Below are 24,667 nucleotides of genomic sequence, written 5' to 3' on the forward strand. Positions count from 1 at the left end.
CGCCGCCCCCTCAGGAGGTGACGCCGCCGAGCAGCGCGCGTGCGCCCGCCAGGACCTCCTCCTCGGAGAGCAGCACGAGGTCGGCCGCAGGGCCCAGGGGTATGAAGCTGTCCCGGCTGGTCACGCGCCTCACCGCCCCGTCGAAACCGTGGTCGACCAGCGCGGTCACCACGCCCTCGGAGACGCCGCCGCTGCTGCGGGTCTCGTCGACGACGAGGACCCGGCCGGTCTCCCGTGCCTCGCGCAGCACGTCCTCGACGGGCAGCGGAGCGAGCCACCGCAGGTCGAGGACCCGGCAGCCCACGCCCTCCCCGGCGAGCCGCGCGGCGACCCGCAGGCTCATCCGCAGCCCGTTGCCGAAGGTGACGAGCGTCAGGTCGGTGCCCTCGCCGTGGGTGCGGGCCGAGCCGACCGGGGCGTGCTGCCCCGCCCACCGCCCGGGCGGGGCGTAGGACGAGAGCCACCGGCCGTCGCCCTCGGCGAGCAGGTCTCGTGCGTGGTAGAGCGCGATCGGCTCGAGGAAGACGCTGACGGTCCCGTCCACCCGGGCCGCCGCCAGGCAGGTGCGCAGCATCGCGGCCGCGTCGTCCGGCCGCGACGGGACGGCCAGCACGAGGCCGGGGATGTCACGCAGCGCCGCGACGGCGTCGTCGTTGTGGAAGTGGCCGCCGAAGCCCCTCTGGTAGCCCAGCCCCGCGATGCGCACGACCATCGGGTTGCGGTACTGGCCCTGGGAGAAGAACGACAGCGTGGCGCCCTCTCCCCGCAGCTGGTCGGCGGCGTTGTGCAGGTAGGCGAGGTACTGGATCTCCGGGACCGGCAGGAAGCCCGAGACCGCGGCCCCCAGGCCGAGGCCGAGGACCGACTGCTCGTCGAGGATCGTGTCGAAGACCCGCGCCGGGCCGAACGTCTGGCGCAGGCCGCGGGTGACGCCGTAGACACCTCCCTTGACAGCGACGTCCTCGCCGAGGACGAGCATCTCCGGGCGCAGCGCCAGCTCCTCGGTCAGCGTCCGGTTGATCGTCTGGGCGAGGGTCAGCGGCGGCTCGTGCTCCGGCAGCCGGCCGCCGAACGCGGCCGAGCGTTCCTGCGGGGACGCCGACCGCACCGCCTCGACGGCGACCCGGTCCGGTCGGTGCGGCGCGAGCGGCTCCACGATCTGGGCCGCGCTCGCCAGCCGCGGCTCCCGGACGACCTCCTCGGCGACCCGGGCCACCTGCGGCCGATCGCGTCGTAGCGCGCGAGCAGCTCCTCCGGACCGGCCATCCCGGCCTCGACGAGGAGGCGAGCGGTGCCGACCAGGGGGTCGCGGGCGAGGTCCTCGCGCAGCTCCCGGGGCGTCCGGTAGGCGCTCTCCACGTCGGAGCCGGCGTGGGCCAGCAGCCGGACGGTGCGCAGGTGCAGGAAGGCCGGCCGGCGCCGCCGGCGCACGTGGTCGACCGCCTCGCGCGCCGCGTCGTGGACCGCGACGAGGTCCGAGCCGTCGGCCGTGAGGTAGCGCAGGCCCGGCCGGTGGCCGTAGGCGGCGGCGACCCAGTCCTGCGGCGTGCGGACGCTGATCCCCCACCCGTTGTCCTCGCAGACGAGCAGGAGCGGCAGCGGCAGCTGCTGGTGGCTCAGGTGGGACGCCGCGTTGACGGTGCCGGTCGTCGTCGAGTGGTTGGCGGAGGCGTCGCCGAAGCTGCAGACCACCACCGCGTCCTCCGGCCAGGGGGAGTCGATCCCCAGGCGCCGGGCCCGCTCGACGGCGAAGGCCACCCCGAGGGCGCGGGGCAGGTGCGAGCCGATCGTCGAGGTCTGCGGGATGACCGCGAGGTCGTGGTGGCCGAAGACCTTGTGCCGGCCGCCGGCGATCGGCTCGGTCGCGGCCGCCACCAGGCCGCGCAGCACGTCGCGGACGGGGTCCTGGCCCGGGACCTGCGCCGCCCGGGCGACGTAGAAGCCCCCGGAGCGGTAGTGCAGCAGCGCGGGGTCGGTCGGGCGCAGGGCCGCGGCGACCGCCGCGTCGCCCTCGTGCCCTGAGGAGGCGATCGTGTAGAAGCCCTCGCCCCGGGCCTGCAACGACCGCGCCGCGAGGTCGAGCTGCCGGCTGGTCGCCTGGGCCTCGAAGAGCGCGAGCGCGGCGGTGCCGGTGAGCCCGGTCCCCGGGCGCAGCGGCAGGCTCGGGTCACGCACCCCCGACGGCCGGGCGAGGGCGGCGACCGACCGGCGGAGGTTCGCGTCGACCTCGGCGGCGCCGGGAGCCTCGGTCATACGTCCAGGCGGAAGGCGTCGTCCGGGGTCAGGTCGGCCACGTCCATCTGCGCCTTCTGCAGCCGTCCGGACCAGTCCCAGTTGACGGCCTGCCAGCGGGTGAACTGGTCGAGCACCCACATCCCGGACTGGCGGCTGCCGTTGCCGGAGCGGCCGTTGCCCCCGAAGGGCAGGTGCGCCTCGGCGCCGGAGGTGGAGTTGTTGACGCTGACCATCCCCGCGCCGATCCCGCGCCGGAAGCGGAAGACGTCCTGCGGGTCGGTCGTGTAGATCGAGCTGGACAGGCCGTAGCCCGGACGGTTGGCCAGGTCGACCGCCTCCTCCAGGGTGCGGTAGCTCGTCACGCCCACCATCGGGCCGAACGTCTCCTCCATGAAGATCTGGTCCTCCGGGCCCACCCCGTCCACGATCGTCGGGTGGTAGAACAGGCCGCGCTCCGGGTCCCCGACGAACCCCTCGCGCGGGTTGTCGCCGGTGATCCGGCCGGTGCCGCCCGAGCCCAGCACCCGGTGGTGCGGCTGCACCCAGCCGAGGTAGTCCTCGAACCGGGCGGCGAACTTCTGCGACATCATCGGTCCGAAGAGCACCTCCTGGCTCGGGTCGCCCACGGCCGCCTGCTCGACGGCAGCGGCGAACCGGCGCAGGAACTCGTCGTGGACCGACTCGTGCACGATGACCGTGCCCAGCGAGGTGCACCGCTGGCCGGCGGTCCCGAACCCGCCGAACACCGCCCCCTCGACGGCCAGGTCGAGGTCGGCGCTGGGGGTGACGACCATCGGGTTCTTGCCGCCCAGCTCCAGGCAGGCGGACTGCAGGTGGCGGCCGGTCAGCTCGCCGATCAGGGCGCCGACGACGCTGGACCCGGTGAAGCCGACCTTGTCGACCAGCCGCTCCTCGAGGGCCTCCTCCAGCCCGGCGAAGGTCTGCTCGCCGTCGGCCAGCACGAGGTGCAGGGCACCGTCGGGCAGCCCGCCGGCGCGGAACAGGGCGGCCAGCGCCTGGGCCGAGGCGGCGGCATACTCCGCGGGCTTCCACACGACCGTGTTGCCGGTGAGCAGCGCGGGCACGATGTACCAGGAGGGGACGGCGACGGGGAAGTTGCCGGCGGTGATGACCGAGACCACCCCGACCGGCTCGCGGTAGGTGAACAGGCTCTTGTCGGGCATCTCCGAGGGGACGGTCTGGCCGTAGAGCCGGCGTCCCTCGCCGAGGAAGAAGTCGCAGGTGTCGATGATCTCGCGCACCTCGCCCAGGGCCTCGACGTGCGGCTTGCCGATCTCCGCGGTGACGATCCGTGCCAGCGCGTCCTGGTTGGCCTCCACGATCCGCCCGATGTGGGCGATGGCGCGTCCGCGCACCGGGGCGGGCACGTCGGCCCAGGCCGGCTGGGCCCTCCTGGCCGCCCTCGCCGCCTCCACGAACGTGCCCGCGTCGCCGAGCGCGACCTCGGCGACGACGGTGGCCGTGTCGGCCGGGTCGACGTTGGTGAGCCGGCCGCCGGGCGCGCCGGCGACCGGCTGCCCGTCAATGACGGAGGTGACGTGGTGGACCATGGTGGACACCTTTCTCCTTGGATGGGGTGGGTCGCTCGTCCAGCGTCTCAACATCCGTGCCGGCGCTGTCGAGAGCGGCTGTTCATGCCGTCGATGTGCGGGTGTTCATGCGGTCGACGACGCTCTCGATCGCGCGCAGCCCGAGGGCGAGCTCGTCCCGGGTCACGTCCAGGGCGGGGCGCAGGCGGACCGAGCGCTCGCCGCAGGGCAGGACCAGGACCTTCTCATCCTCGCGCAGCCGGCGCACGAGTCCGTCGCGGGTCGGGCCGTCGGGCAGGTCGAGGGCGCACATCAGGCCGCGACCGCGGGCGTTGCTGACCGTGCCGGGGTGGCGCGACTGGAGCGCCCGGAGCTGCTCGCCCAGCCAGGCTCCGGTGTCGGCGGCGCGCTCGAACAGCCCGTCGCGCTCGATGATCTCCAGCAGCCGGCGGGAGCGGACCATGTCGACCAGGCCGCCGCCCCAGGTGGAGTTGATCCGGCTGGAGACGTGGAAGACGTTGTCGGCGACCTCGTCGACGCGGCGCCCGGCCATGATCCCGCCGACCTGGGCCTTCTTGGCGAAGGCGACGACGTCGGGCTCGAGCCCGAGCTGCTGGTAGGCCCACGGGGTGCCGGTCAGGCCGACGCCCGTCTGCACCTCGTCGAGCACGAACAGGGCGTCGTGCTCGTGGCAGAGGGCCTGCATCGCCTGGAGGAACTCCGGCCGCATGTGGTTGTCCCCGCCCTCGCCCTGGATCGGTTCGGCGACGAACGCGGCGATGTCGTGCGGGTGGGCCTCGAAGGCGGCCCGGGCCTGCTCCAGGGCGTGCCGCTCGGCGGCCTCGACCTTGCCCAGGTTCTCCTCGAGCGGGAAGGTGATCGCGGGAACGTCGATCCGGGGCCAGTCGAACCTGGGGAAGCGGGCGACCTTGGCCGGGTCGGTGTTGGTCAGCGACATCGTGTAGCCGCTGCGGCCGTGGAAGGCCCGGGTCAGGTGCATGACCTTCGTGCCGAGGTCCGCCGGGAGCCCGGCCGCCTCGTTGCGCCGGCTCTTCCAGTCGAAGGCGGTCTTGAGCGCGTTCTCCACCGCGAGGGCCCCACCCTCGACGAAGAACAGGTGCGGCAGTGCCGGGTCGCCCAGGACCCGGGCGAACGTCGTGGTGAACTCGGCCAGGTGCGTGGTGTAGACGTCGGAGTTGGCCGGCTTGTTCGACGCGACCTGCGCCAGCAGCGCCTGGAACTGCGGGTCGTCGACGACGCCGGAGGGGTTGGCGCCCAGCGGCGCGGAGGCGAAGAAGGTGTAGAGGTCCAGGTAGGAGTCGCCGGTGCGGGTGTCGACGAACCAGGACCCGTGGCTCCTTATGGTGTCGAAGACCAGCTTGTAGCCGTCGACCAGCAGATGCTGCGCCAGCACCTCGTGGACCTGACCCGGGTCGATGTGCGTGTCCGCTCGCATGGCAATCTCCTCCCGTCGTTGGGCTGTTTTCACGCAAGGTATCCGGTAGAACCGCATTCACGCAGGAAATATTCCCGTCTGTCGGATCATAGACAGGACGATCTTGATCTGTCCAGGGGATAGGTGGTGCGACGGTGCGGGGGACGCCGCAGGGTCCCGCGGCAGGGCCTGCGGCTAGGCTCGCCCCTGTGAGCAGCGTCGAGACGAGGACCCGCACCCAGGAGCGCCACCCGGTGCGCGACACGCCCCTGCTGGTGGCGCTGGACGTGGACGGGACCCTCATCCACCACGACGGTTCGGTCTCGTCCCGGGTGGAGGACGTCGTCCGCCGCCTCGAGGGGCTGCCGCACGTGCGCGTCGTCGTGGCGACGGGGCGCTCGGTCGTGGCCACGATGCCGATCCTGGAGCACTTCGGGCTGCGGACGCACGGTCGGCCGGTGGTCTGCTCCAACGGTGCCGTCACCGTCGAGGTCGACGACGACCAGGACGGTGGCTTCCGGCTCCTCGACGTGGTCACCTTCGACCCGGCCCCCGCGGTGTCCCTGGTCCGGCGCGAGCTCCCGGGCGCGATCGTGGCGGTCGAGGAGGTCGGCGTCGGCTTCAAGGTGAGCACCCCTTTCCCCGAGGGCGAGCTGTGGGGCGAGCAGACCGTGGTGCCGATGGAGGAGCTGCTCAGCCAGCCGGTCACCCGTGTCACCTTCCGCGACCCGAACTCCACCTCCGAGGAGTTCAGCGACCTGGTCGAGCGCATCGGGCTGCACGGCGTCAGCTACGCCGTGGGCTGGAGCGCCTGGCTCGACCTGGCCCCGGAGGGGGTCTCCAAGGCCTCCGCGCTGGAGCAGGTCCGCCGCCGCCTGGGCGTGGAGCCGCACCGCACCGTGGCCGTCGGGGACCAGCGCAACGACGTGGAGATGCTCGTCTGGGCCGCTCGCGGCTACGCCATGGGACAGGCTCCGGCCGAGGTCGTCCAGGCGGCCGACCGGATGACCGGCCCCGTCGAGGAGGACGGCCTGGTCGACGCCCTGGAACAGGTGCTGGAAGAGCTGGCCTGACGAGCTCGTCGGCCCACGCGCGGCACACCGAGGAAGGGTGTACAAGGCGCATCGACGGGAGTAGCGTTCAGCCACTCTGCCCGTCCGGGCCGAGGTCCTGAACGGACCCGTGGGACGTGCACGGCTGCCGCCCCGGGTCCATGGAAGACAAGGACCCACGCGATGGCGCGCTCTCCACTCCGTCAGCTCGCGGCCGCTGCGGCCGCACTCTCCCTCCTGGCCGTCGGCCCGGCACTGCCCTCCGCAGGTGCCGGACCCGACCCCGTCGAACCGGCGGACCTCACCGTCGTCGACGGTGCCGTCACGCACACCGGGACGGTGAGAGCCCACAAGTCCCTGTCCGGCTCGCTCGCCCACACGCCGCGGGCGCTCCTCGACCGTGAGGACGACACCCTGATCCCGGTCATGATCAAGCTCGACCACGACGGCTCGGCGAGCTACGCCGGCGGCCTCGACGGACTGGCCGCCACGAGCCCGAGGGTGACCGGTCGCCCGATCACCGGGCACAGCCGTGCGGAGCGCGCCTACACCGCATACCAGCAGCGCAACGAGAAGGCGGTGGAGGCGGCCCTCGACCAGGCGGTGCCCGGGGCCGAGGTCGGCCGCAGCTTCCGGGTGGCCTACGGCGGGCTGTCGGCCACCATCCCGGCCGACAGCGTCGAGGACGTCCTGGCCATCGACGGGGTGGCGGCCGTGCAGCCCGACGAGCTGCGCAAGCCGCTGACCGACTCGAGCCCGCAGTTCATCCACGCCGACGAGGTCCAGGAGGCCCTGGGTGGCGCCCCGGACGCGGGCGCCGGGCTGATCTACGCCAACCTTGACACCGGTGTGTGGCCCGAGCACCCGTCCTTCGCCGACCAGGGCAACCTGGAGGCGCCCCCGAAGGGGCTGGACCTCGAGTGCGACTTCGGGGACAATCCGCTCACCGCGGAGGACGACCCGTTCAGCTGCAACAACAAGCTCATCGGCGGCTACGCCTTCCTGGACACCTACCTGTCGAGCGCCGGCCGGGCGGCCGTCGAGCCATACCACAGCGCGCGCGACTCCGAGGGGCACGGGACGCACACCGCATCGACCAGTGCCGGAAACGTGCTCGAGCACGCCGAGGTCCTCGGCGTCGACCGCGGACCGGTCCGCGGGATGGCACCCGGGGCGTGGGTCGTCGAGTACAAGGTGTGCGGCGTCCAGGGGTGCTTCGACTCCGACACGACCGCGGCCGTGCAGCAGGCGATCGAGGACGGCGTCGACGTCATCAACTTCTCCATCTCCGGCGGCACAGATCCCTACGCAGACCCCACCGAGCTGGCCTTCCTCGATGCCTACGCCGCAGGTGTCTTCGTCTCGGCCTCCGCCGGCAACGAGGGGCCGGGGGCGGGCACGGCCAACCACCTCTCGCCCTGGGTGACCAGCGTGGGGGCCTCGACCCAGAGGCGTGAGTTCGGCTCCACGCTGACCATGACCGCCGGCGCCGACACCTACGAGGTGGGCGGAGTGACGATCACCCAGGGCGCCGGCCCGCTGCCGGTCGTGATGTCCGCCGACGCCCCTTACAACGACCCGATGTGCCTCGATCCTGCACCGGCAGGCACCTTCGAGGGGCAGATCGTGGCGTGCCGGCGCGGCACCAATGCGCGCGTCGAGAAGGGCTACAACGTCCTCCAGGGCGGAGCCGCAGGCATGATTCTGTACAACCCCAGCCTGGCTGACGTGGAGACCGACAACCACTGGCTGCCCACGATCCACGTTGCGGACGGCACCGACCTCGAGGCCTTCATGGACGGCCACGACGACGTGCTCGGGCAGTTCACCGCGGGCGTGGCCCAAGACGGCCAGGGCGACGTCATGGCCGCCTTCTCCAGCCGCGGGCCGGCCGGCCTCTTCGTCAAGCCCGACGTCACCGCGCCCGGCGTGCAGATCCTCGCCGGCATGACCCCGACGCCGGACACCGTCACCGGCGGACCTCCCGGCGAGATCTTCCAGGCGATCGCCGGCACCTCGATGAGCTCGCCGCACGTCGCGGGCTCGGCCCTCCTGGTCCGTGCGGTCCACCCGGACTGGACACCGGGACAGATCCGCTCGGCGCTCATGACGTCCTCGGTCACCGACGTCGTCAAGGAGGACCTGACCACCCCGGCCGACGCCTTCGACATGGGCGCCGGACGGATCGACGTGGCCGCCGCCGCGGACGTCGTCCTGACCGTCGACGAGACCGCCGGCAGGCTCTTCCAGCTCGGCGGGGACCCGCTGACCGCGGTCGACCTCAACCTGCCCTCGATCAACGCGCCGACGATGCCCGGCACCCTGACGACGACCAGGACGGTCACGAACACCTCCTCCCGCATGCAGCAGGTCGACGTCTCGGCGCAGGCTCCGGCCGACTCGACCATCACGGTGAGCCCGCGCAAGTTCAACCTGCGTCCTGGCCGGTCCGTGGACCTCATGGTGACGATCAGCTCGACGGCCCCGCTCGGCGAGCAGCGCTTCGGCTCGGTCCTGCTGACCCCCAAGCACGGCGGTGCCGGCCTGCACCTACCGGTGGCCTTCGTGCACACGCAGGGGGACGTCGGGCTGACCCAGTCCTGCGACCCGGCCGAGATCCCCCGGCAGGGCACCACCACCTGCACCGTCCAGGCCGTCAATCAAGGCCCTGAGGAGCAGAGGGTCTCGCTGACGACCTCCTTGACCAACGAGCTGAAGTTGGCAGGCGTGGAGGGAGCCACGGCGACCGGCCCCAGGTCGGTCACGGCCACCGCCACGCTCGCCGGCAACCGTCCGGGCGTACCGGCGGTGGAGCCCGGCAGCTCGGTGGCGGGCTTCCTCCCGTTGGCTGCCTTCGGGATCAAGCCCTTCCCGGTCGGCGACGAGGACCTCGTCAACTTCAACGTGCCGTCCTTCGAGTTCGCCGGTCGGACGTACACCTTGCTCGGTGTCGACTCCAACGGCTACTCGGTGGTCGGCGGCGGCACGGAGGCGGACAACAACTGCTGCAGCATCCCGGAGGGCCCGGACGCCGCTCCGCCCAACAACGTGCTCGCACCGTTCTGGACCGACCTGGACGGCACCGGCACGGACGGCATCTACATCAGCGTGCTCACCGACGGCGTCAGCTCCTGGCTGGTCGTCGAGCACGAGACCCGCGTGTGGGGCACCACCGACGTGGTGCCGATGCAGACCTGGATCGGGGTCAACGGCGTGGAGGACATCTCCTACGCCTACGACCCCGCGGACCTGCCTGCTGACCCCGGGCAGTCCTTCCTCGTCGGCGCCGAGAACGCGCTCGGCGAGGGCGACATGAGCGCCACCGTGCCGACCGGCGACCTCGTGGTGAGCAGCACACCTCCCACTCCCGGAGGGACGCTGACCTACACCGTCGACGTGCGCGGGCTGCGGGGAGGTACCGGCGTGGTCACCTCCACGATGACCTCGCCGCAGCTGCCGGGCACGACCGTCGTGCGCACGAAGGTGAAGGTCGTCTGAGCGCCGACCCGCCGCCACGCCCGGTGGCGGGGGCGGCGGCGGAGGCGCACGGCATACACTCCCAGCTTGTGAGGGGAGCCCTGCGCGAGGTGGGCCGCACCGTCGCCGCCGCCCTGGTGGTCGTCGTCGACGGACTGCGCCTGCTCGTGCGCCACTGGCCGGTGCTCGTCGTGCTCTTCCTGCTCGGCGCGGCGGTGCGCGAGCTGGTGCTGTGGGGCAGCTTCGTGCTGAGCCGGGAGCACCCGGTGGCCGCCTCGGTGACCGTGACGCTGGCGCCGCTGGCCACGCTCACGGCGCTGATCCTCATGCTCCGGGCGCTGCTGCCCTCCCTGCGCCACGTCGAGGGCCGCCCGGAGACGATGTCGCAGCGGATGCAGGTGGTCTCCGGCGCGTTGATCCCCTTCCTCGCGCTCTACGCCGCGCAGGGCTACCTGCGCGACGACATGCGCCGGTTCGTCAACGAGACCTTCTCCGAGGAGTTCCGGCAGACCACCTTCCTCACCGGGTCGCAGATGGCCGACCGCACGATCGGCACCGTGGACACACCGGTGCTGGTCGCCACGGTCGTCGCCGCCCTGGTGCTGCGCTGGCTGGTGGACCGGCTCGACCTGCCGCGGCGGCACGCTGTCTTCGGCTTCCTCGCCGCCTGGCTCGAGGTCGTCTGGCTGGCCTTCGCCGCCAAGTCGATCGCCACCCAGTGGTCGGGGCTGTGGGGCTGGGTGCTGGACCGGCGCGCGGTGGACGGGGTCGTCGGGGTGTGGGAGAGGCTGACGGGGGCGCTCGGGCCGGTCGGCGGTGCTGTCTCGTCGCTGACCTCCTGGGTATGGGGTGTGCTCGGCGACTTCGACGTCCTCGTCGTCGTGCCGCTCGCCTGGCTGGTGGTCGGCGCCGTGGTCTACGGCAGCACGCTAGGCGACCCCGTCGAGCCGCCCGAGGTGCCGCTGCCCGAGCGGGTCGCCCGGCGGGTGCGCACGCTCGAGGAGCTGGTCGCCGCGGCGCGGGTGCGGCAGCGCCTCTCGCTCCTGCCGGACTGGCTGCGCGACTGGCTGGCCCAGCCGATCGCCTCCTTCACCTCACGCTTCACCTCGCTGGGCACGGGCCTGCGCACGCTCGTGCGCGCCGGGCTCGTGCCGATGGTGACGCTCTGCCTGGTCTTCCTGCTCGCCCGCCAGTCCCAGCTGCTCGTGGCCTGGGGGCTGCGGGCCGTGCTGCCGTCGATGGAGGCCGAGCTGATGGTCGCGCTCGCGCCCTACGTCGACATCCTCTTCTCCGGGGTCAGCTGGGTTCTGGTGGCGGTGCTCGTCGCGGCGGCCGTGGACCGGTTCCTGGTCCTCGGCGCGACCGAGAAGGGGGTGCCCGAGCCCGCCACCGCCGGCGGTGCCCTGCCATGACCGGCGGACCCGCCGGGGACGGCGGCGTGCCCCTCGGCAGGCAGGGCCGGGTCGCCCGCCGCGCCGTCCTGGGGGCGGGCCTCGCGCTGGGGGTCGTGGGCGGCGGGTCGCTGCTGCGGGACGCCGCGCGCGCCGAGGAGACCATCCCGCTCGTGTCCGCCGGCGTCGGGTTCTCGGGGCCGTCGCAGCGTTCCTTCCTGCTGCCGCAGGAGCGCTTCCCCGTCCCCGGCAGCCGGGCGCTGACGCCGGCGGCCCGCACGCCGGAGCTCGTCGCGGCCGAGACCGGACTGCTGGCGGTCGTCCGTAGGACGGTGGACCCGCGCTGGGCCGGCCTGGCCGGTGACGCCGTCCTGGACCTCAACGTCCTGTCCGCGGGCCTGCCGGCCCCGGTGGCCGCCTGGACGGCGAACTGGCGCTACGTCTGGCCCCGCGACGCCGCGCACGTGTGCCGGCTCTACGCCGACCTGGGACGCGGGGCAGACGTCCTGCGGTGGATCACCTTCCTGGCGCGCTGCCAGCGGCCGGACGGGCAGTTCGAGGCGAGGTACACCCTCGCCGGTTCCACCCCGGACGCCAGGCCCCACCAGGCCGACGGCGCGGGCTGGTTCCTCTGGGCGCTCCACCGCTCCTGCCGGGCTCTGCCCGGGCTCCGCGAGGACCTGCTCGCGGTCGCCCGGCCTGCTGCCGTGGCGGCGCTGCGTGCCGTCTTCACCGATCTCGACCGGCCCCGGGGCGACGGGCTGCCCAGTCCCACGCCCGACTACTGGGAGGTGCCGGAGCGGCGCACCACCCTGGGCGTAGCGGCGGTGACGCTGGCCGGGCTCCAGGCCGCCGCCGCGCTGGGCGAGGACCTCGGGCCGCAGGCGGTGCAGGCCGCGTCCTACGCCGAGCGGCTGCGCGAGGTCGTCGCGGTCCGCTTCGGACGCACCGGCTTCCGCCGCTACGCGCGAGGCGGGGGGTATGACGCCGCGCTCGCCCTCCTGCTCCCGCCCTACGTGCACGGCCTGGAGCGCGAGGTGGTGCCGCTGCTCGACCTCGCGTGGACGGCGATGCTCCGGCCGGCCGGCGGCGTGTCGCCCGGCGAGGGCTGGAAGGACACCTGGGTCAGCTGGACGCCGGAGACCGCCCTGTTCGCCCAGGCCTACGTCGCGGCAGGGCACCCCGGCCGTGGCCGGGACGTGCTCGCCTGGCTCGAGGAGCACCGCACGGTCGCCGGCAGCCTGCCCGAGAAGGTGCTCAGCGAGGGCAGCCCCGCCGCGGTCGCGCCGCTCGCCTGGACCTGCGCGCTGGTCTGCTCCACGGCGATGGAGCTCGCGCCGCCCGCAGCTCGCGGACAGGCTGAGGCCGGCTGACGACGGTCCGCGCCGGCCGACTGCTCAGCCCGCGTCGACCTCCAGCGGCACCGCCACGTGCTCCGGGGGCTGCCACCAGATCCGCAGCTCGGCCGGCTCGACGTCGGCGGTGAGGCGCACCAGCACAGGCACGGTCCACGTCTCGTCCCGCGGCCCCTGCTCCGACAGCGAGAACGGTGGCGCGCACGGGCTCACCGGCAGGCCCTGGGCCCCGACGGCCGTCGTGGTGTAGGTCGTGGTGCGCCCCCGTGTGTCCACCACCTCGGCCAAGCACAGCGTCGGGTCCTCCCCTGCCGGCGCGGTGAACGTCACGTCGGTCCGCCACACGCGCGTGCCGTCGACGTAGGGCACGCGCTGGAGCATGCCGTCCCCGTCGGTCCAGTCCACCGCCTCGGTGGTCGGCCCGACGACGACGTCGACGTCGATGCTCGTCTCCTCACCCTCTTCGTCCCACGTCTGCGCCGTGAGGCCGACGGGCGCCCCGACGGACCCGACCACCGGCTCGCTCAGCTGGCTGGGCCACCAGAAGTTGACCAGACGGGAGGCGCCGCTGACCGCGACGAGCGCGACGACGAACGGCAGCGCGAGCAGGGCCCACCGGTTGCGCCGCCACCAGCTCACGGCGCGCCCTGCCCGTCCGCGCCCACCAGCTCCAGCGGGAGCGTGGCCACGGGGGCGTCGGACGCCGCCGCCTCGACGTCGGCGGCCGTCAGACCGAGCTCGACGACCGCCACGTCGTCGTAGCGCAGGTCGCTCGCGGTCCCCAGCCGCAGCGTGGCGCCGGGCAGCGCCGCCGGCAGCACCTCGAGCGCGACCGAGCAGCGCTGGGTGATGCCGGGCGGCACGAGGCTGCAGGTCCTCGTCAGGCCGCGCGTCTGCGCCCAGCTGGTCCCGTCGGCCGCGACGACCTCCCACGTGCGCAGCTGCGAGTCGGACCCGGCCCCGGTCAGCTCCAGGTCGACGACCAGCCAGATGCCGGGAGTCGGCACGGGGGACAGCCCGTCGTCCAGCAGCGGTCCCAGCCGCGTGCCCGTCACCGTCAGCTCCGCCTCCCGCAGGTATGCCGTCTCACCCACCCCCACCGCGTGCTCCCTGGGCGCGCTCAACGGCTCGAACGGGTCGGGCAGCTGGTCGCCGACGACCCGTCCCACCGCGAGTGCGGCGAGGACGAACGCGCTCGTGCCGAGGCCGCCCAGCCACCGGCCGGAGAGCAGGCTCACCGCTCGTCACCCCCGGAGCTGCCTCCGTCCTCCCACGGCGCACGGTAGAGCGGTCCGGCGGGATGCTCGACGGGGACGGTGACCGTGGTGACGAGCACGGGGTCGGCCCACAGCATGGTGTCCTCCAGCGAGCTCTGCCGAGAGGTCCGCGAGTAGAGCTCGACCTCCAGCTCCTCGGGCGCCTCGCCGCTCACCGGCTGCTGCAGGACCAGCTCGTAGTCCATCCCCGGGCCGAGCCCGGCGAGCAGCTGCGGCTGCTCCCGGCCGGCGTAGACGCTGCTCCACATCGACACGTCCGCCTGCGGTGCGCCGGTCGTGGTGACCGGCTCCCCCGACCCGGAGACGGAGATCAGGTCGGCGTAGACCTCGCGCACCGGCAGCGTGCGGGCGGAGTCGTTGCGCACCGTCAGCATCAGCAGCACGTGCTGGTCGTCGGCCTGGTCGGGGTTGATGCCGTTGTCCAGCAGGGCGAACGGGTGGCCGAGGTCGACCCCGGCGACCGCGCGCTCCACCGTCACCGTGAACGGCGCGGCCGAGACCTCCCTGCCCACCGGGGTCCTCGCCCCCGCCTCGACCGCGGGCGACCAGCCACCGAAGGGCCAGGTGAGCAGCAGGACCGCCGCCACCACGGCATACCCGACGCGCGCGGGGCTGGCGGTGAGCCAGTCGCGGGCGGCGCGCAGGGGGCCGGCCGGTGCCGGCGTCGCCTCGGGGGTCCCCTCCTCCACGAGCGCGAAGCCTAGCCGACCGGCCGCGCCGCGCACCCCTCACCACGGGGCCGGCTGCCAGACTGGTGCACGTGCGCGACCCCCTCCTCATCACCTCTCCCGCCAACCCGCGGGTCAAGGCGCTGGCCGGGCTCCGGCGGCGGCGGACGCGCGAGCAGGAGGGGCGCACGCTCGTCGAGGGATACGAGGAGCTCGGCCTCGCCCTGGACGCGGGGGTCGTGCCGCGTGCACTCTTCTACTGCCCGGAGCTGATGGGGCAGGGAGCGCGCGCCGACGGCCTCGTCGGCCGCGTCGGGTCCCTTGGCACGGAGCTCGTGCGCCTGTCCCGGGCGGCCTTCGAGAAGGCGGCCTACCGGGAGGGGCCGGACGGGTTCCTCGCCGTCGTCGACACGATCGAGCGCCGGTGCGCCGACCTCGACCTGCCCTCCGACCCGCTGGTCCTGGTGTGCCAGGGCGTGGAGAAGCCCGGCAACCTCGGGGCGATGCTGCGCACCGCCGACGCCGCCGGCCTCGACGCCGTCGTCGCGGCCGACCCGGTCACCGACTGGGGCAACCCGAACACGGTGCGGGCCTCCAAGGGCACGGTCTTCTCGGTGCCCGTGGCCAGCGACAGCACCGAGGCGACCCTCGGTTGGCTGCGGGCGCACGGCATACCCCTCGTCGCGGCGACGCCGGACACCGAGACCGAGCACACGCAGGTCGACTACCGGGGACCGTCGGCGGTGGCGGTCGGCACCGAGAAGGAGGGCCTGACGGCCGAGGTGCTCGAGGCGGCGGACCACCGCGTCCGGATCCCCATGGTCGGGCGCGCCAACTCCCTCAACGTGGCGACGTCGGCGGCGATCATCCTCTACGAGGCGGTGCGCCAGCGGTCGGGGCGCGGAGGCTGAGCGCGAGGCGGGGGCGGCGTGGGCACCGCCGGGTGGGTGTGCCACGATGACCGCTATGCGTATCGACCACGTGAGCTACGCCGCCGGCCCGGAGGGCCTGCAGGCGACGGCCGGGCGCCTGGGGGACCAGCTCGGCATCACCCCGGTGGACGGCGGCGTGCACCCGCGCTTCGGCACCCGCAACGTCATCCTGCCCCTGGCGGAGGACCGCTACCTGGAGGTCGTCGAGGCCCTGGACCACCCCGCCTCGGACAAGGCCCCCTTCGGTCAGGCGGTCAAGGCCCGCTCGGCGCGCGGCGGCGGCTGGATGGCGTGGGTCGTGGAGGTCGACGACCTCACCGTCGTCGAGGAGCGCCTCGGCCGCGCGGCGGTCGACGGCAACCGGCACACCCCGCAGGGCGTGGAGCTGGAGTGGAAGCAGATCGGCGTCAAGAACGTCATCGACCACGGCAACCTGCCGTTCTTCGTCAAGTGGGTCTCGCCGCGCGACGCCCACCCCTCCCAGCTCGCGGCGAGCACCGCCCGGCTCAGCGGTCTGACCATCGGCGGAGAGCCCCCGGTCGTGCGCGCCTGGCTCGGTATCGGCGACCAGGCCGAGGGCAACTTCGAGAGCGACGTGGAGTTCGGCTTCGTGGAGGACGACGAGCCGTGCCTGTTCGACGTGACCTTCGAGACGCCCGAGGGTGCCGTCACGATCTGAACGCCCGCATCTCTGCGGACCTGGCGAGGCCCCCGTACCCGGCGGTGCGGGGGCCTCGCGCTGTGGGTGGGTCCTGCGCGACCGGCTCAGCGCCGGCCGTAGCCCTTCAGCCGCAGGCTGTTGAGCACGACGAGCACGCTGGACATCGCCATCGCGCCGCCGGCGATCATCGGCGTGAGCATCCCGAACGCCGCCAGGGGGATGGCCAGCGTGTTGTAGCCGAACGCCCAGACGAGGTTCTCCTTGATGACCCGCAGCGTCTTGCGGGACAGCCCGATCGCGTCGGCGACCGCCCCGACGTCGGAGCGCATGAGCACGATGTCCGCGGACTCGGCGGCCACGTCGGTGCCGCTGCCCATCGCCATCCCGAGGTCGGCCTGGGCCAGCGCCGCGGCGTCGTTGACGCCGTCGCCGACCATCGCCACGACCTTCCCCTGGCCCTGCAGCGCCCTGACCCGGGCGAACTTGTCCTGCGGCAGCACGCCGGCCTCGACGTGGGCGGGGTCGATCCCGACCTCCTGGGCGACCCGGCGGGCGGTGTGCTCGTTGTCACCGGTCAGCAGGTATGGCGTGAGGCCCAGCTCGCGCAGCCGCGCCACGGCGGCGGCGCTGGTCTCGCGCGGGGTGTCGGCCACGGTGATCGCGGCGCGGGCGGTGCCCTCCCAGCCGACGAGCACGGTGGTGCCCCGGCCGGCGTCCAGCTCGGCCCGCAGCTCGGCGGGGACCTCGTCGAACAGGTCGGCCTTGCCGACGGTCACCTCGGTGTCCTTGATGCTGGCGCGGGCGCCCTGGCCCGGCAGGTTCGTGAAGCCGGTGATCTGGCTGGTCTCGATGTCGCGGGCCCGGGCTCCGTCGACGATCGCCGCCGCGACCGGGTGCTCGCTGCCGGTCTCGACGGAGGCGGCGGCCTTGAGGGCGGCCTCCTCGGACAGGGCGCCGGCGGTCAGGACGTGGGTGAGGACGGGCTCGCCGGTGGTGATCGTGCCGGTCTTGTCCAGCACGACGGTGTCGACGCGGCGGGTCGACTCCAGGATCTGCGGGCCCTTGATGAGGATGCCCAGCTGGGCGCCGCGGCCGGTGCCGGTGAGCAGGGCCGTCGGCGTCGCCAGACCCAGGGCGCACGGGCAGGCGATGATGAGGACCGCCACGGCCGGGGCGAGCGCGGCCGCCATGCTGTGCCCGGTGAGCAGCCACAGCACGAAGGTCACCAGCGCGACGACGAGCACGACGGGGACGAAGACAGCGGAGATCCGGTCGGCCAGCCGCTGCACGGGGGCCTTGCCGGTCTGGGCCTGCTCCACCAGCGCGGTGATGCGGGACAGGGTCGTCTCGCTGCCGACCCGGGTGGCCTCCACGACCAGGCGGCCGTGGCCGTTGACGGTGGCGCCGGTGACGTCGTCGCCGGCGGTCACCTCGACCGGCATCGACTCGCCGGTCACCATGCTGGCGTCGATCGTGCTGTGCCCCTCGACGATCCGGCCGTCGGTGGCCACCTTCTCGCCCGGCCGGACGACGAACCGCATACCGCTCATCAGGTCCTGGACCGGGATCCGCTCCTCGGTCCACGCGCCCGTGGCCGCCTCGTGCCGCAGGATCGCGACGTCCTTGGCGCCCAGCTCCATGAGCGAGGTCAGCGCAGAGCGGCCCTGCGCCTTGGCGCGGGCCTCGATGTAGCGGCCGACGAGCAGGAAGGCGGTGACGACCGCGACCGTCTCGAAGTACATGTCGTGGGTGAAGCCGGTGAACAGCGCGACGACCGACCAGCCCATCGCCGCCGTCGTGCCGACCGAGACCAGCGTGTCCATCGTGGAGGACAGGTGGCGGGCGTTGACCAGCGCGGCGCGGTGGAACGGCCAGGCCGCCCACAGGTAGACCGGCACGGTCAGCGCGAACTGCAGCCACATCCCGGTCGTGCCCAGCGCGTCGGCGACCGGAGGGACCATGTGCAGCACGACGACGACCGCCGCGAGCACGCTGGCGACGACCACGCGCAGCCGCAGGGAGCTCCTGCTGACGACGTCGTGGGTCATCGCGGGGGCGCGGCCGCCGCGGTCCTCCTCCAGGGGCGTGGCGCCATACCCTGTCTTCTCCACGGTCGCGACGATGTCGGCGACCGAGAGGGCCGAGGGGAAGCTGACGCTCGCCTTCTCGGTGGCCAGGTTGACGCTGGCCTCGACCCCGTCCAGCTTGTTGAGCTTGCGCTCGATCCGTGCCGAGCACGAGGCGCAGGTCATGCCGGTGATCGCCAGGTCGACGTGGCTCGTGGGGGTGCTGGTGCCGGCGTCGGGGGTGCTCTTGGTCGTGGTGCTCATGGCTCCTGGTCCTGCGGTGGGGGTGCGTGGTGCGGACGGCCACCGGCCGGGCGGCCGCCCGCAAGGGCGTCAGGCCGAGACGGTGTAGCCCGCCTCGGCGACGGCGGCCCTGGCGGCCTCGAGGTCCAGGGCGCCCTCGGAGTCGACGAGGACCTGGCTGTCCCCGCCCTTGACGAGCTCGGGGACGCGCACGTCGGTGACGCCGGCGACCTCCTTGAGCTCCTCGGTGACGGAGGCGACGCAGTGGCCGCAGGTCATGCCGTTGACGGTGATGGTGGTGGTCTCCATGAGGTGTCCTCCGGTGTGGTGGTGCTGGTGATGATGGGTATGGCGGCTCCGGCAGGTCAGCTGCGCACGAACCGGGCGATCGCGTCGGCGGCCTCGCGGACCTTGGCGTCCTTGGCCTCGTCGGACTCCTTGGCGGCGTCGACGACGCAGTGACCGATGTGGTCCTCGAGCAGCCCGAGACTGACCGCCTGCAGCGCCTTGGTGACCGCGCTCACCTGGGTGAGCACGTCGATGCAGTAGGTGTCCTCCTCGACCATGCGCTCGATGCCGCGCACCTGGCCCTCGATCCGGCGCAGCCTCTTGAGGTACGCGTCCTTGGACCCGGTGTATCCGTTCACAGCCATACCCTCATCATACCCCCATGGGGTATGTGGCGCAACGTCGGCCGACGACCCCCGTCAGGGGGCGAACTCGCAGAAGCTCTCGTAGTGGTCGTCGGTGTAGTACCAGACCTGCGGATCGGTCTGGCCGCCGCCGGTGACGACCCGGCGCGCACCGCGGTGGTCCAGGCCCGGCGTCTGGACGGTGTACTCCCGGTAGTAGCCCCCCGACTCCTGCGGCAGGTAGCCCTCGCGGTTGCCGAAGGTCGACCCGTCCTTGCCGGGGAACTCGAAGGGTCCGCCGGCCTCGACCTCGTCGGCGACCTCCTCCAGCTCCGGCGGCAGCACGTCGTCACGGCAGGCGTCGATCCCGTCCCAGTCGCGCGTGTCCGTGCCGGTCGGGGAGGGCGACGGCGCACCGACGGTGCTCCCACCACCCTCCAGGGTCCGCGCCACCAGCCAGAGCACGACGGCGGCGCACAGGACGAGCAGACCCAGCTGGACCGGGCGGGGGAGCCTCACGCGCGATCCTGCTCGTGAGGCGCGGGCGGCGCGCCCAGGTGCGCCTCGCCGAGCGCCACGACGGTCAGGTCGTCGGCCTCGTCGAGCAGCTCGCCGAGGATCCACCAGGCGCGGCCGTCCTCGCCGGCGAGCCGGCCGGCGTCCTCCCAGAGCAGGGCGACCTTCTGGCTGCCCCAGATCTGCCTCAGGTCGCGCAGGGTGTCCGCCATCGCGTCGAGGTTCGTCGCGGCGTTGCCGGGCAGCCGCAGCGCCCGGGCGATCTCCGCCTGGGCCGACCGGAGCTCGGTGTCCGCGGGCGTGACCGCGTGCGCGACGGCATACCCCTGCGCGCGCAGGTGGGTGCGGACCGGGTCGAGCTGGTCGGCGGGGAGCAGGTGCATCAGCCCTCCAGGTGGTCCAGCAGCCGCGGTGCGAGACCCACGTAGGTCGCCGGGGTGAGCGCGACCAGGCGCTCCTCCTCCTCGGCGGGCAGCCCCAGGCCGCGCACGAACTCGACCAGCTCGGCCTGCCCGATCCGGCGGCCGCGGGTCAGCTCCTTGAGACGCTCGTAGGGGTTGGTCATGCCCTCGACCCCGCGCGCGGCCAGCGCCCGCATCACCGACTGGACCGGCTCGGCGAGCACCTCCCAGTTGGCGTCGAGGTCCCTGGCCATCGCCTCGGGCACCGCGTCGAGCCCGGCCAGGCCGCGCGAGGCGTTGTCGATCGCGAGCAGGCTGTGGCCGAAGGCGGTGCCGATGTTGCGCTGCATCGAGGAGTCGGTCAGGTCGCGCTGCAGGCGGCTGGTGACCAGCGTCGAGGCGAGCACGTCGAGCAGGGCGTTGGAGACCTCCAGGTTGGCCTCGGCGTTCTCGAAGCGGATCGGGTTGACCTTGTGCGGCATCGTGCTCGAGCCGACGGTGCCCTGGCCGCGGACCTGGGCGAAGTAGCCCATCGAGATGTAGGTCCAGGCGTCGGTGCACAGGTTGTGCAGCACCCGGTTGAAACGGGCCACGTCGGCGTAGAGCTCGGCCTGCCAGTCGTGGCTCTCGATCTGGGTGGTCAGCGGGTTCCAGGTCAGGCCGAGGTGCTCGACGAAGGAGCGGCTGACCTGCTGCCAGTCGGCGCCCGGCACCGCCTCCACGTGCGCGCCGTAGGTGCCGGTCGCCCCGTTGAGCTTGCCGAGGTATGTCGTGCCGCCCACCCGGTCCAGCTGCCGCCGCAGCCGCCACGCGAGCACCGCGAGCTCCTTGCCCATCGTGGTCGGCGTCGCCGGCTGGCCGTGGGTGTGCGCCAGGAGCGGCACCTCGGCGAGCTCGCGCGCCATGCCGGAGAGCTGGTCGAGGAGAGCCCGGGCACGGGGCAGCCACACCTGGGTGACCGCGCCCTGGACCATGAGCGCGTAGGAGATGTTGTTGACGTCCTCGCTGGTGCAGGCGAAGTGGACCAGCTCGCCCAGGGCGACGGCGCGATCTGCGCCCACGACCTCGACGAGGCGGCGGCGCAGGTAGTACTCGATCGCCTTGACGTCGTGGACGGTCTCGGCCTCGATGTCCTTCAGCTCGGCGATCGCGGCGGCGTCGAGATCGAGGACCAGCGCGCGCAGGGCGTCCTGCTCGCCCTGCGCGAGGTGGTCGGCACCGGGGACGACGTCGTGGCTGGTGAGGTGGATGAGCCACTCCACCTCCACGTGCAGGCGGGCACGGTTGAGCGCGGCCTCGGAGAGGTGGTCCACGAGCGGGGCGACGACCCCGCGGTAGCGCCCGTCGAGGGCGCCCAGCGCGATCGCGGGCTCGAGGTGGGCCAGGGGCGTACGGGCGGCGGGCAGCGGCATGGGGACCATCTTCCCATCCCGGTGCAGGTGCGCGGTCGGGCCTTTTGAGGATGCGGGCGGGGCCGTGGTGGTGGAGCGTGGGGGGATGCGTCTGACGACCCTGCTCACAACCTCGGCGAGCGTGGCCGGGACGGCGGTGGCCGGTGTGCTCGCCACCGACCCCGACAGCCTCTGGTACCGCACGCTGCGCAAGCCCGAGTGGCAGCCGCCGAGCACCGTCTTCCCCCTGGTGTGGACCCCGCTCTACGCCGGTCTCGCCGTGACCTCGGCGGTCGCGCTCGACGAGCTGGAGGAGTCGGGCAGGCGGACGGAGCGTGCCGCCTACCGCAGGGCGCTGACGGCCAACCTGGTCCTCAACGCCGGATGGAGCTGGCTCTTCTGGCGCGGCCGCCGTCCCTGGCTGGCGGCCGCCGAGTGCGCGGTGCTCGCGGTGAGCTCGGCCGACCTCGTGCGGCGGACCTCCCGGGCCCGTCCGGTCGCCGGGGCGGCGCTGGCGCCCTACGCGGCCTGGTGCGGCTTCGCCACCGTGCTGTCCACCGCGATCGCGATGAAGAACCCGCGTCGCTGAGCCGTCCTCAGCGGTCGGGGTCGACCTCCTCGGCCCGCAGGTGGTCGCCGGTCACCCGGTCCCGGTGCTCACGGGCGATGTGCGTGGCCTGGTCGGCCTCGGCGCGCAGCTGCTCCGCCCTCGCCTCGGCCTCGCGCGCCCGGCCCTGCAGCTCGCGTGCCCGGTCCTCGGCCCCGGCGGCGTAGGTCTCCCCGCCTGCCGCGCGCTCGCGCAGGCTCGCGGCCTCGTGCCGGTCCTGCTCCATCTTCTTCCGGCGCCGGAACGCGACCATCGCCGCGACGATGATCGCCACCACGACGATCGCGACGATCAACCACACGATCCACGCGTTGTCTCCCACGGGTCCTCCTCGGGTTGGCCTGGGGACGGTCAGCTCCAACCTAGGCCCCGGCCGCGGCGATCTCCACCGGAAGATCCCAGCACCCCCTGGGCGCAGGCCTCCGGGGGCGTCCGGGGTCAGACCAGCGCCGCAGGCAGCAGGACGAGCCACGGGACCGCCAGCGCGAGCAGCCCCGCCCCCACCACCGCCACCCGCCACACCGGGTGGGCCGGGTCGGAGGCGAAGGCCCGCAGACGCACGCCGACCTGGGCGCCGCCGGCCAGGGTCGCCCCGGCCGGCTCCGGCTCGTGGGTGCTCCCGGCCCCGGACATCGCGACGAGCGCGTGCGCGAGGGGCAGCGCGCCCACCCGCGAGGCGGCCGCCCGGTCGGCGAGCATCTCGGCGAGCAGGTGCGCCTCGCGCAGCGCCTCCTCGGCCCGCACCGGGCGCGGGACCGCTTCGTGCAGCACGGTGAACAGCTCCAGCAGCAGGTCGTGCCGCTGGTCCAGGTGCGCCTGCTCGTGGGCCAGGACCGCGCCCAGCTGCTCGGGCGTCAGCCGCTCCACCGCGGCCTGGCTCAGCACGATGCGGTCGTGCCGCCCGGGCAGGCAGTAGGCGGTCGGGTTGCCGCGCGCCAGCACGGTGACGCCCTCCACGTTGGCGTCGGGACGGTGGATCCGCTCGCCGGTGACGTCCACCATCCGCCGGTGCTGGGCGCGCAGCCGCCGCAGGTCGGTGCCGATCAGGTGGCCGGAGACCAGCAGGCGCACCACCATCAGCCCGGAGACCACGATGGCCGCGGACAGCAGCCAGGGCCGGTCGGTGGGCAGCACCAGCGCGCCGACCGGTGCCGCCAGCAGGGCGAAGAGCACGCCGGCCAGGCTCACCGCCTGCCACAGGAACAGCGCCTCACCGGGGGTCGCGCGCAGCCAGGCCTGGCGGGCGAGCAGGTGCGGTGCCACCAGGACGGTCAGCAGGGCGCCGACGATGAGCGCCGCGGTGACGAGGACACCCGTCACGGCGGCTCAGCCGTGGCGGCGTTCGACCTCGGCGAGGGCCGCGCGCAGGTCGTCGATCTCGGCCGGGCTGGCGTCGTCGAGGAAGTGCATCATGGCCAGCTGGCGGTCGGCCTGGACGTTCGCCAGCGTCGAGCGCAGGGCGGTGGCCGCGAGCTCCTCGCGGGAGGAGGCGGCGGTGTAGCGCCAGGCCCGGCCGTCGCGGGTGCGGTCGGTCAGGCCCTTCTTGGCGAGGCGGTCGAGCACGGTCATGATCGTGGTGTAGGCGAGGTCCTTCTCGCCCTCCATCCGCTCCATGACGTCGCGCACCGACAGCTCGGGTCCGTGGGACCAGAGGGTGTCCATGACAACCTTCTCGAGGTCTCCGAGGTTCGTGGATCGCTGGCGCATCTGCCCAGTCTACTACGCCGGGTAGGTGGCGTCGCCCGGATCAGTCCGGGTAGCCCTGCGGGTTGGCCTGCTGCCAGCGCCAGGTGTCGGCGCACATGTCCGCCACCGTGCGGGTGGTGCGCCACCCCAGCTCCCGCTCGGCCAGGGAGGGGTCGGCGTAGGACACCGCGATGTCTCCCGGGCGCCGCGCCACCACCTCGTAGGGGATCTCCCGGCCGCTCGCCTGCTCGAAGGCGCGCACCAGCTCGAGCACCGAGGTGCCGTGGCCCGAGCCCAGGTTCCACGTCGACAGCGCCCGGTCGTGGCTGCTGATCCACCCGAGCGCGGCCACGTGGCCGGCGGCGAGGTCCTCGACGTGGATGTAGTCGCGCACCCCTGTCCCGTCGACCGTGTCGTAGTCGTCGCCGAAGACCGACAGCTTCTCGCGTCGGCCGACCGCGACCTGGGCGAGGAACGGCATGAGGTTGTTGGGCACGTCGGAGGGGTCCTCCCCGATCCGCCCGCTCGGGTGCGCCCCGACCGGGTTGAAGTAGCGCAGCAGCGCCACGCGCATCTGCGGGTGCGCCACGACGGCGTCCCGCAGGATCTGCTCGTTCATCACCTTGGTCCACCCGTAGGGGTTGGTCGCCGAGGTCGGCAGGTCCTCGGTCATCGGCACCGGGGCCGACTCCCCGTAGACCGTGGCGGAGGAGGAGAAGACCAGGTGGCGCACGTCATACCGGAGCATGGAGGCGAGCACCGACAGGGTGGCGCCGAGGTTGTTGCGGTAGTAGTCGACCGGCCGCGCGACCGACTCCCCGACCGCCTTGAACGCGGCGAAGTGGACCACGGCGTCCACCGGCGCGGCCGGGTCGCCCATCACCGCGTCCAGACGCTCCTCGTCAGCGACGTCGAAGGTATGGAGAGGCACCGGCCGCCCCGCGAGCTCGGCCAGGCGGTCCATCACCGCGGGCTTGGCGTTGCTGAGGTCGTCGACCACGACAACGTCGTGCCCGGCCGCGACCAGCTGCAGGACGGTGTGGGAGCCGATGTAGCCGGCACCGCCGGTGACGAGGACGCGCATGGCCCAAC

The 24,667-nt window shown here is 73.4% G+C and carries 24 protein-coding genes; 7 read left to right on the top strand and 17 right to left on the bottom strand.

Annotation, left to right across the window (positions count from 1 at the left end):
- Positions 1–10: 10 nt before the first annotated feature.
- The 4 genes from DV701_RS18505 to lat all read right to left on the bottom strand — a co-directional run bounded on the left by DV701_RS18505 (position 11) and on the right by lat (position 5,241).
- Entirely contained in the window at positions 11–1,108 is a 1,098-nt protein-coding gene (locus DV701_RS18505) for an alpha-ketoacid dehydrogenase subunit beta (RefSeq protein ID WP_202863536.1), read from the bottom strand.
- Positions 1,036–2,253 (bottom strand): thiamine pyrophosphate-dependent enzyme, encoded by a 1,218-nt coding sequence (locus tag DV701_RS18510; RefSeq protein ID WP_202863537.1) that lies wholly within the window; start codon positions 2,251–2,253, stop codon positions 1,036–1,038. The genes DV701_RS18505 and DV701_RS18510 overlap by 73 nt, the downstream gene beginning before the upstream one ends.
- On the bottom strand, positions 2,250–3,806 hold the full coding sequence (locus tag DV701_RS13490; RefSeq protein WP_114931148.1) for an aldehyde dehydrogenase family protein: 1,557 nt from the start codon (positions 3,804–3,806) through the stop codon (positions 2,250–2,252). Before DV701_RS13490 ends, DV701_RS18510 begins: the two co-directional genes overlap by 4 nt.
- Before the next feature lie 82 nt (positions 3,807–3,888).
- Complete coding sequence (lat, locus tag DV701_RS13495; protein ID WP_114928979.1) at positions 3,889–5,241, bottom strand: L-lysine 6-transaminase; 1,353 nt, start codon at positions 5,239–5,241, stop codon at positions 3,889–3,891.
- 188 nt (positions 5,242–5,429) lie between these two features.
- On the opposite strand from lat, the gene DV701_RS13500 reads away from it, so the two are divergent.
- The 4 genes from DV701_RS13500 to DV701_RS13515 all read left to right on the top strand — a co-directional run bounded on the left by DV701_RS13500 (position 5,430) and on the right by DV701_RS13515 (position 12,513).
- Positions 5,430–6,293, top strand: a complete 864-nt coding sequence (locus DV701_RS13500; protein WP_228255034.1) for an HAD family hydrolase — start codon at positions 5,430–5,432, stop codon at positions 6,291–6,293.
- A 162-nt stretch (positions 6,294–6,455) separates the two neighbouring features.
- Positions 6,456–9,770, top strand: a complete 3,315-nt coding sequence (locus DV701_RS19255) for a S8 family serine peptidase (protein ID WP_114928981.1) — start codon at positions 6,456–6,458, stop codon at positions 9,768–9,770.
- 68 nt (positions 9,771–9,838) lie between these two features.
- The gene (locus tag DV701_RS13510) at positions 9,839–11,161 is read left to right on the top strand and encodes a hypothetical protein (RefSeq protein WP_162803036.1); all 1,323 of its coding nucleotides are present in this window, start codon (positions 9,839–9,841) and stop codon (positions 11,159–11,161) included.
- Positions 11,158–12,513: a glycoside hydrolase family 15 protein gene (locus tag DV701_RS13515; RefSeq protein ID WP_114928985.1), complete on the top strand. Its 1,356-nt coding sequence runs from the start codon at positions 11,158–11,160 to the stop codon at positions 12,511–12,513. The genes DV701_RS13510 and DV701_RS13515 overlap by 4 nt, the downstream gene beginning before the upstream one ends.
- A 24-nt stretch (positions 12,514–12,537) precedes the next feature.
- On the opposite strand, the gene DV701_RS13520 is transcribed toward DV701_RS13515, so the two are convergent.
- Genes DV701_RS13520 through DV701_RS13530 form a run of 3 tightly spaced genes read right to left on the bottom strand, consistent with a single transcriptional unit; the run spans position 12,538 to position 14,461 of the window.
- Positions 12,538–13,134 (bottom strand): hypothetical protein, encoded by a 597-nt coding sequence (locus tag DV701_RS13520; RefSeq protein ID WP_114928987.1) that lies wholly within the window; start codon positions 13,132–13,134, stop codon positions 12,538–12,540.
- Positions 13,131–13,733, bottom strand: coding sequence for a hypothetical protein (locus tag DV701_RS13525; protein ID WP_114928989.1), 603 nt, complete (start codon positions 13,731–13,733; stop codon positions 13,131–13,133). The genes DV701_RS13520 and DV701_RS13525 overlap by 4 nt, the downstream gene beginning before the upstream one ends.
- The gene (locus DV701_RS13530; RefSeq protein WP_162803037.1) at positions 13,730–14,461 is read right to left on the bottom strand and encodes a hypothetical protein; all 732 of its coding nucleotides are present in this window, start codon (positions 14,459–14,461) and stop codon (positions 13,730–13,732) included. Before DV701_RS13530 ends, DV701_RS13525 begins: the two co-directional genes overlap by 4 nt.
- A 65-nt stretch (positions 14,462–14,526) precedes the next feature.
- Here DV701_RS13530 and DV701_RS13535 point away from each other — a divergent pair, with 65 nt between their 5' ends.
- A complete protein-coding gene (locus DV701_RS13535) occupies positions 14,527–15,351 on the top strand; it encodes a TrmH family RNA methyltransferase (protein ID WP_114928993.1) in 825 nt (274 codons plus the stop codon).
- A 55-nt stretch (positions 15,352–15,406) separates the two neighbouring features.
- Positions 15,407–16,051, top strand: coding sequence for a VOC family protein (locus DV701_RS13540; RefSeq protein ID WP_114928995.1), 645 nt, complete (start codon positions 15,407–15,409; stop codon positions 16,049–16,051).
- Positions 16,052–16,137: 86 nt separating this feature from the next.
- Here the strand turns inward: DV701_RS13540 and DV701_RS13545 are convergent, their stop codons facing one another.
- The 6 genes from DV701_RS13545 to purB all read right to left on the bottom strand — a co-directional run bounded on the left by DV701_RS13545 (position 16,138) and on the right by purB (position 21,303).
- Complete coding sequence (locus tag DV701_RS13545) at positions 16,138–18,363, bottom strand: heavy metal translocating P-type ATPase (protein WP_114928997.1); 2,226 nt, start codon at positions 18,361–18,363, stop codon at positions 16,138–16,140.
- 69 nt (positions 18,364–18,432) lie between these two features.
- Entirely contained in the window at positions 18,433–18,651 is a 219-nt protein-coding gene (locus DV701_RS13550) for a heavy-metal-associated domain-containing protein (RefSeq protein WP_114928999.1), read from the bottom strand.
- 56 nt (positions 18,652–18,707) lie between these two features.
- Positions 18,708–18,989 (bottom strand): metal-sensitive transcriptional regulator, encoded by a 282-nt coding sequence (locus DV701_RS13555; protein WP_114929001.1) that lies wholly within the window; start codon positions 18,987–18,989, stop codon positions 18,708–18,710.
- 60 nt (positions 18,990–19,049) lie between these two features.
- Positions 19,050–19,493 (bottom strand): ribonuclease domain-containing protein, encoded by a 444-nt coding sequence (locus DV701_RS13560; protein ID WP_114929002.1) that lies wholly within the window; start codon positions 19,491–19,493, stop codon positions 19,050–19,052.
- Positions 19,490–19,873 (bottom strand): barstar family protein, encoded by a 384-nt coding sequence (locus DV701_RS13565; protein WP_114929004.1) that lies wholly within the window; start codon positions 19,871–19,873, stop codon positions 19,490–19,492. The genes DV701_RS13560 and DV701_RS13565 overlap by 4 nt, the downstream gene beginning before the upstream one ends.
- A complete protein-coding gene (gene purB, locus DV701_RS13570; RefSeq protein WP_114931152.1) occupies positions 19,873–21,303 on the bottom strand; it encodes an adenylosuccinate lyase in 1,431 nt (476 codons plus the stop codon). Before purB ends, DV701_RS13565 begins: the two co-directional genes overlap by 1 nt.
- An 85-nt stretch (positions 21,304–21,388) precedes the next feature.
- Here purB and DV701_RS13575 point away from each other — a divergent pair, with 85 nt between their 5' ends.
- Positions 21,389–21,871 carry a TspO/MBR family protein gene (locus tag DV701_RS13575; RefSeq protein WP_114931154.1) on the top strand — a complete coding sequence of 161 codons (483 nt, stop codon included), beginning with the start codon at positions 21,389–21,391 and terminating at the stop codon, positions 21,869–21,871.
- A gap of 7 nt (positions 21,872–21,878) precedes the next feature.
- On the opposite strand, the gene DV701_RS13580 is transcribed toward DV701_RS13575, so the two are convergent.
- From DV701_RS13580 to galE, 4 genes are all read right to left on the bottom strand, one after another.
- Positions 21,879–22,211, bottom strand: a complete 333-nt coding sequence (locus tag DV701_RS13580) for a hypothetical protein (RefSeq protein ID WP_114929006.1) — start codon at positions 22,209–22,211, stop codon at positions 21,879–21,881.
- Positions 22,212–22,327: 116 nt separating this feature from the next.
- Positions 22,328–23,209 carry a M56 family metallopeptidase gene (locus tag DV701_RS13585; protein WP_114929008.1) on the bottom strand — a complete coding sequence of 294 codons (882 nt, stop codon included), beginning with the start codon at positions 23,207–23,209 and terminating at the stop codon, positions 22,328–22,330.
- Between the two features lie 6 nt (positions 23,210–23,215).
- Positions 23,216–23,596 (bottom strand): BlaI/MecI/CopY family transcriptional regulator, encoded by a 381-nt coding sequence (locus DV701_RS13590; protein ID WP_114929010.1) that lies wholly within the window; start codon positions 23,594–23,596, stop codon positions 23,216–23,218.
- A gap of 40 nt (positions 23,597–23,636) precedes the next feature.
- Positions 23,637–24,659, bottom strand: a complete 1,023-nt coding sequence (galE, locus tag DV701_RS13595; RefSeq protein WP_114929012.1) for a UDP-glucose 4-epimerase GalE — start codon at positions 24,657–24,659, stop codon at positions 23,637–23,639.
- Between the last annotated feature and the right edge of the window lie 8 nt (positions 24,660–24,667).

This window comes from Ornithinimicrobium avium, from assembly GCF_003351765.1.
In the GTDB taxonomy this organism is placed as follows: Bacteria; Actinomycetota; Actinomycetes; order Actinomycetales; family Dermatophilaceae; genus Ornithinicoccus; species Ornithinicoccus avius.

Coding starts and splice junctions, on each gene's coding strand:
- DV701_RS13565 (WP_114929004.1), bottom strand. CDS start 19,873: ATGCACCTGCTCCCCGCCGACCAGCTCGACCCGGTCCGCACCCACCTG.
- DV701_RS13550 (WP_114928999.1), bottom strand. CDS start 18,651: ATGGAGACCACCACCATCACCGTCAACGGCATGACCTGCGGCCACTGC.
- DV701_RS13490 (WP_114931148.1), bottom strand. CDS start 3,806: ATGGTCCACCACGTCACCTCCGTCATTGACGGGCAGCCGGTCGCCGGC.
- DV701_RS13540 (WP_114928995.1), top strand. CDS start 15,407: ATGCGTATCGACCACGTGAGCTACGCCGCCGGCCCGGAGGGCCTGCAG.
- DV701_RS19255 (WP_114928981.1), top strand. CDS start 6,456: ATGGCGCGCTCTCCACTCCGTCAGCTCGCGGCCGCTGCGGCCGCACTC.
- galE (WP_114929012.1), bottom strand. CDS start 24,659: ATGCGCGTCCTCGTCACCGGCGGTGCCGGCTACATCGGCTCCCACACC.
- DV701_RS13590 (WP_114929010.1), bottom strand. CDS start 23,596: ATGCGCCAGCGATCCACGAACCTCGGAGACCTCGAGAAGGTTGTCATG.
- DV701_RS13545 (WP_114928997.1), bottom strand. CDS start 18,363: ATGAGCACCACGACCAAGAGCACCCCCGACGCCGGCACCAGCACCCCC.
- lat (WP_114928979.1), bottom strand. CDS start 5,241: ATGCGAGCGGACACGCACATCGACCCGGGTCAGGTCCACGAGGTGCTG.
- DV701_RS13515 (WP_114928985.1), top strand. CDS start 11,158: ATGACCGGCGGACCCGCCGGGGACGGCGGCGTGCCCCTCGGCAGGCAG.
- purB (WP_114931152.1), bottom strand. CDS start 21,303: ATGCCGCTGCCCGCCGCCCGTACGCCCCTGGCCCACCTCGAGCCCGCG.
- DV701_RS18510 (WP_202863537.1), bottom strand. CDS start 2,253: ATGACCGAGGCTCCCGGCGCCGCCGAGGTCGACGCGAACCTCCGCCGG.
- DV701_RS13575 (WP_114931154.1), top strand. CDS start 21,389: ATGCGTCTGACGACCCTGCTCACAACCTCGGCGAGCGTGGCCGGGACG.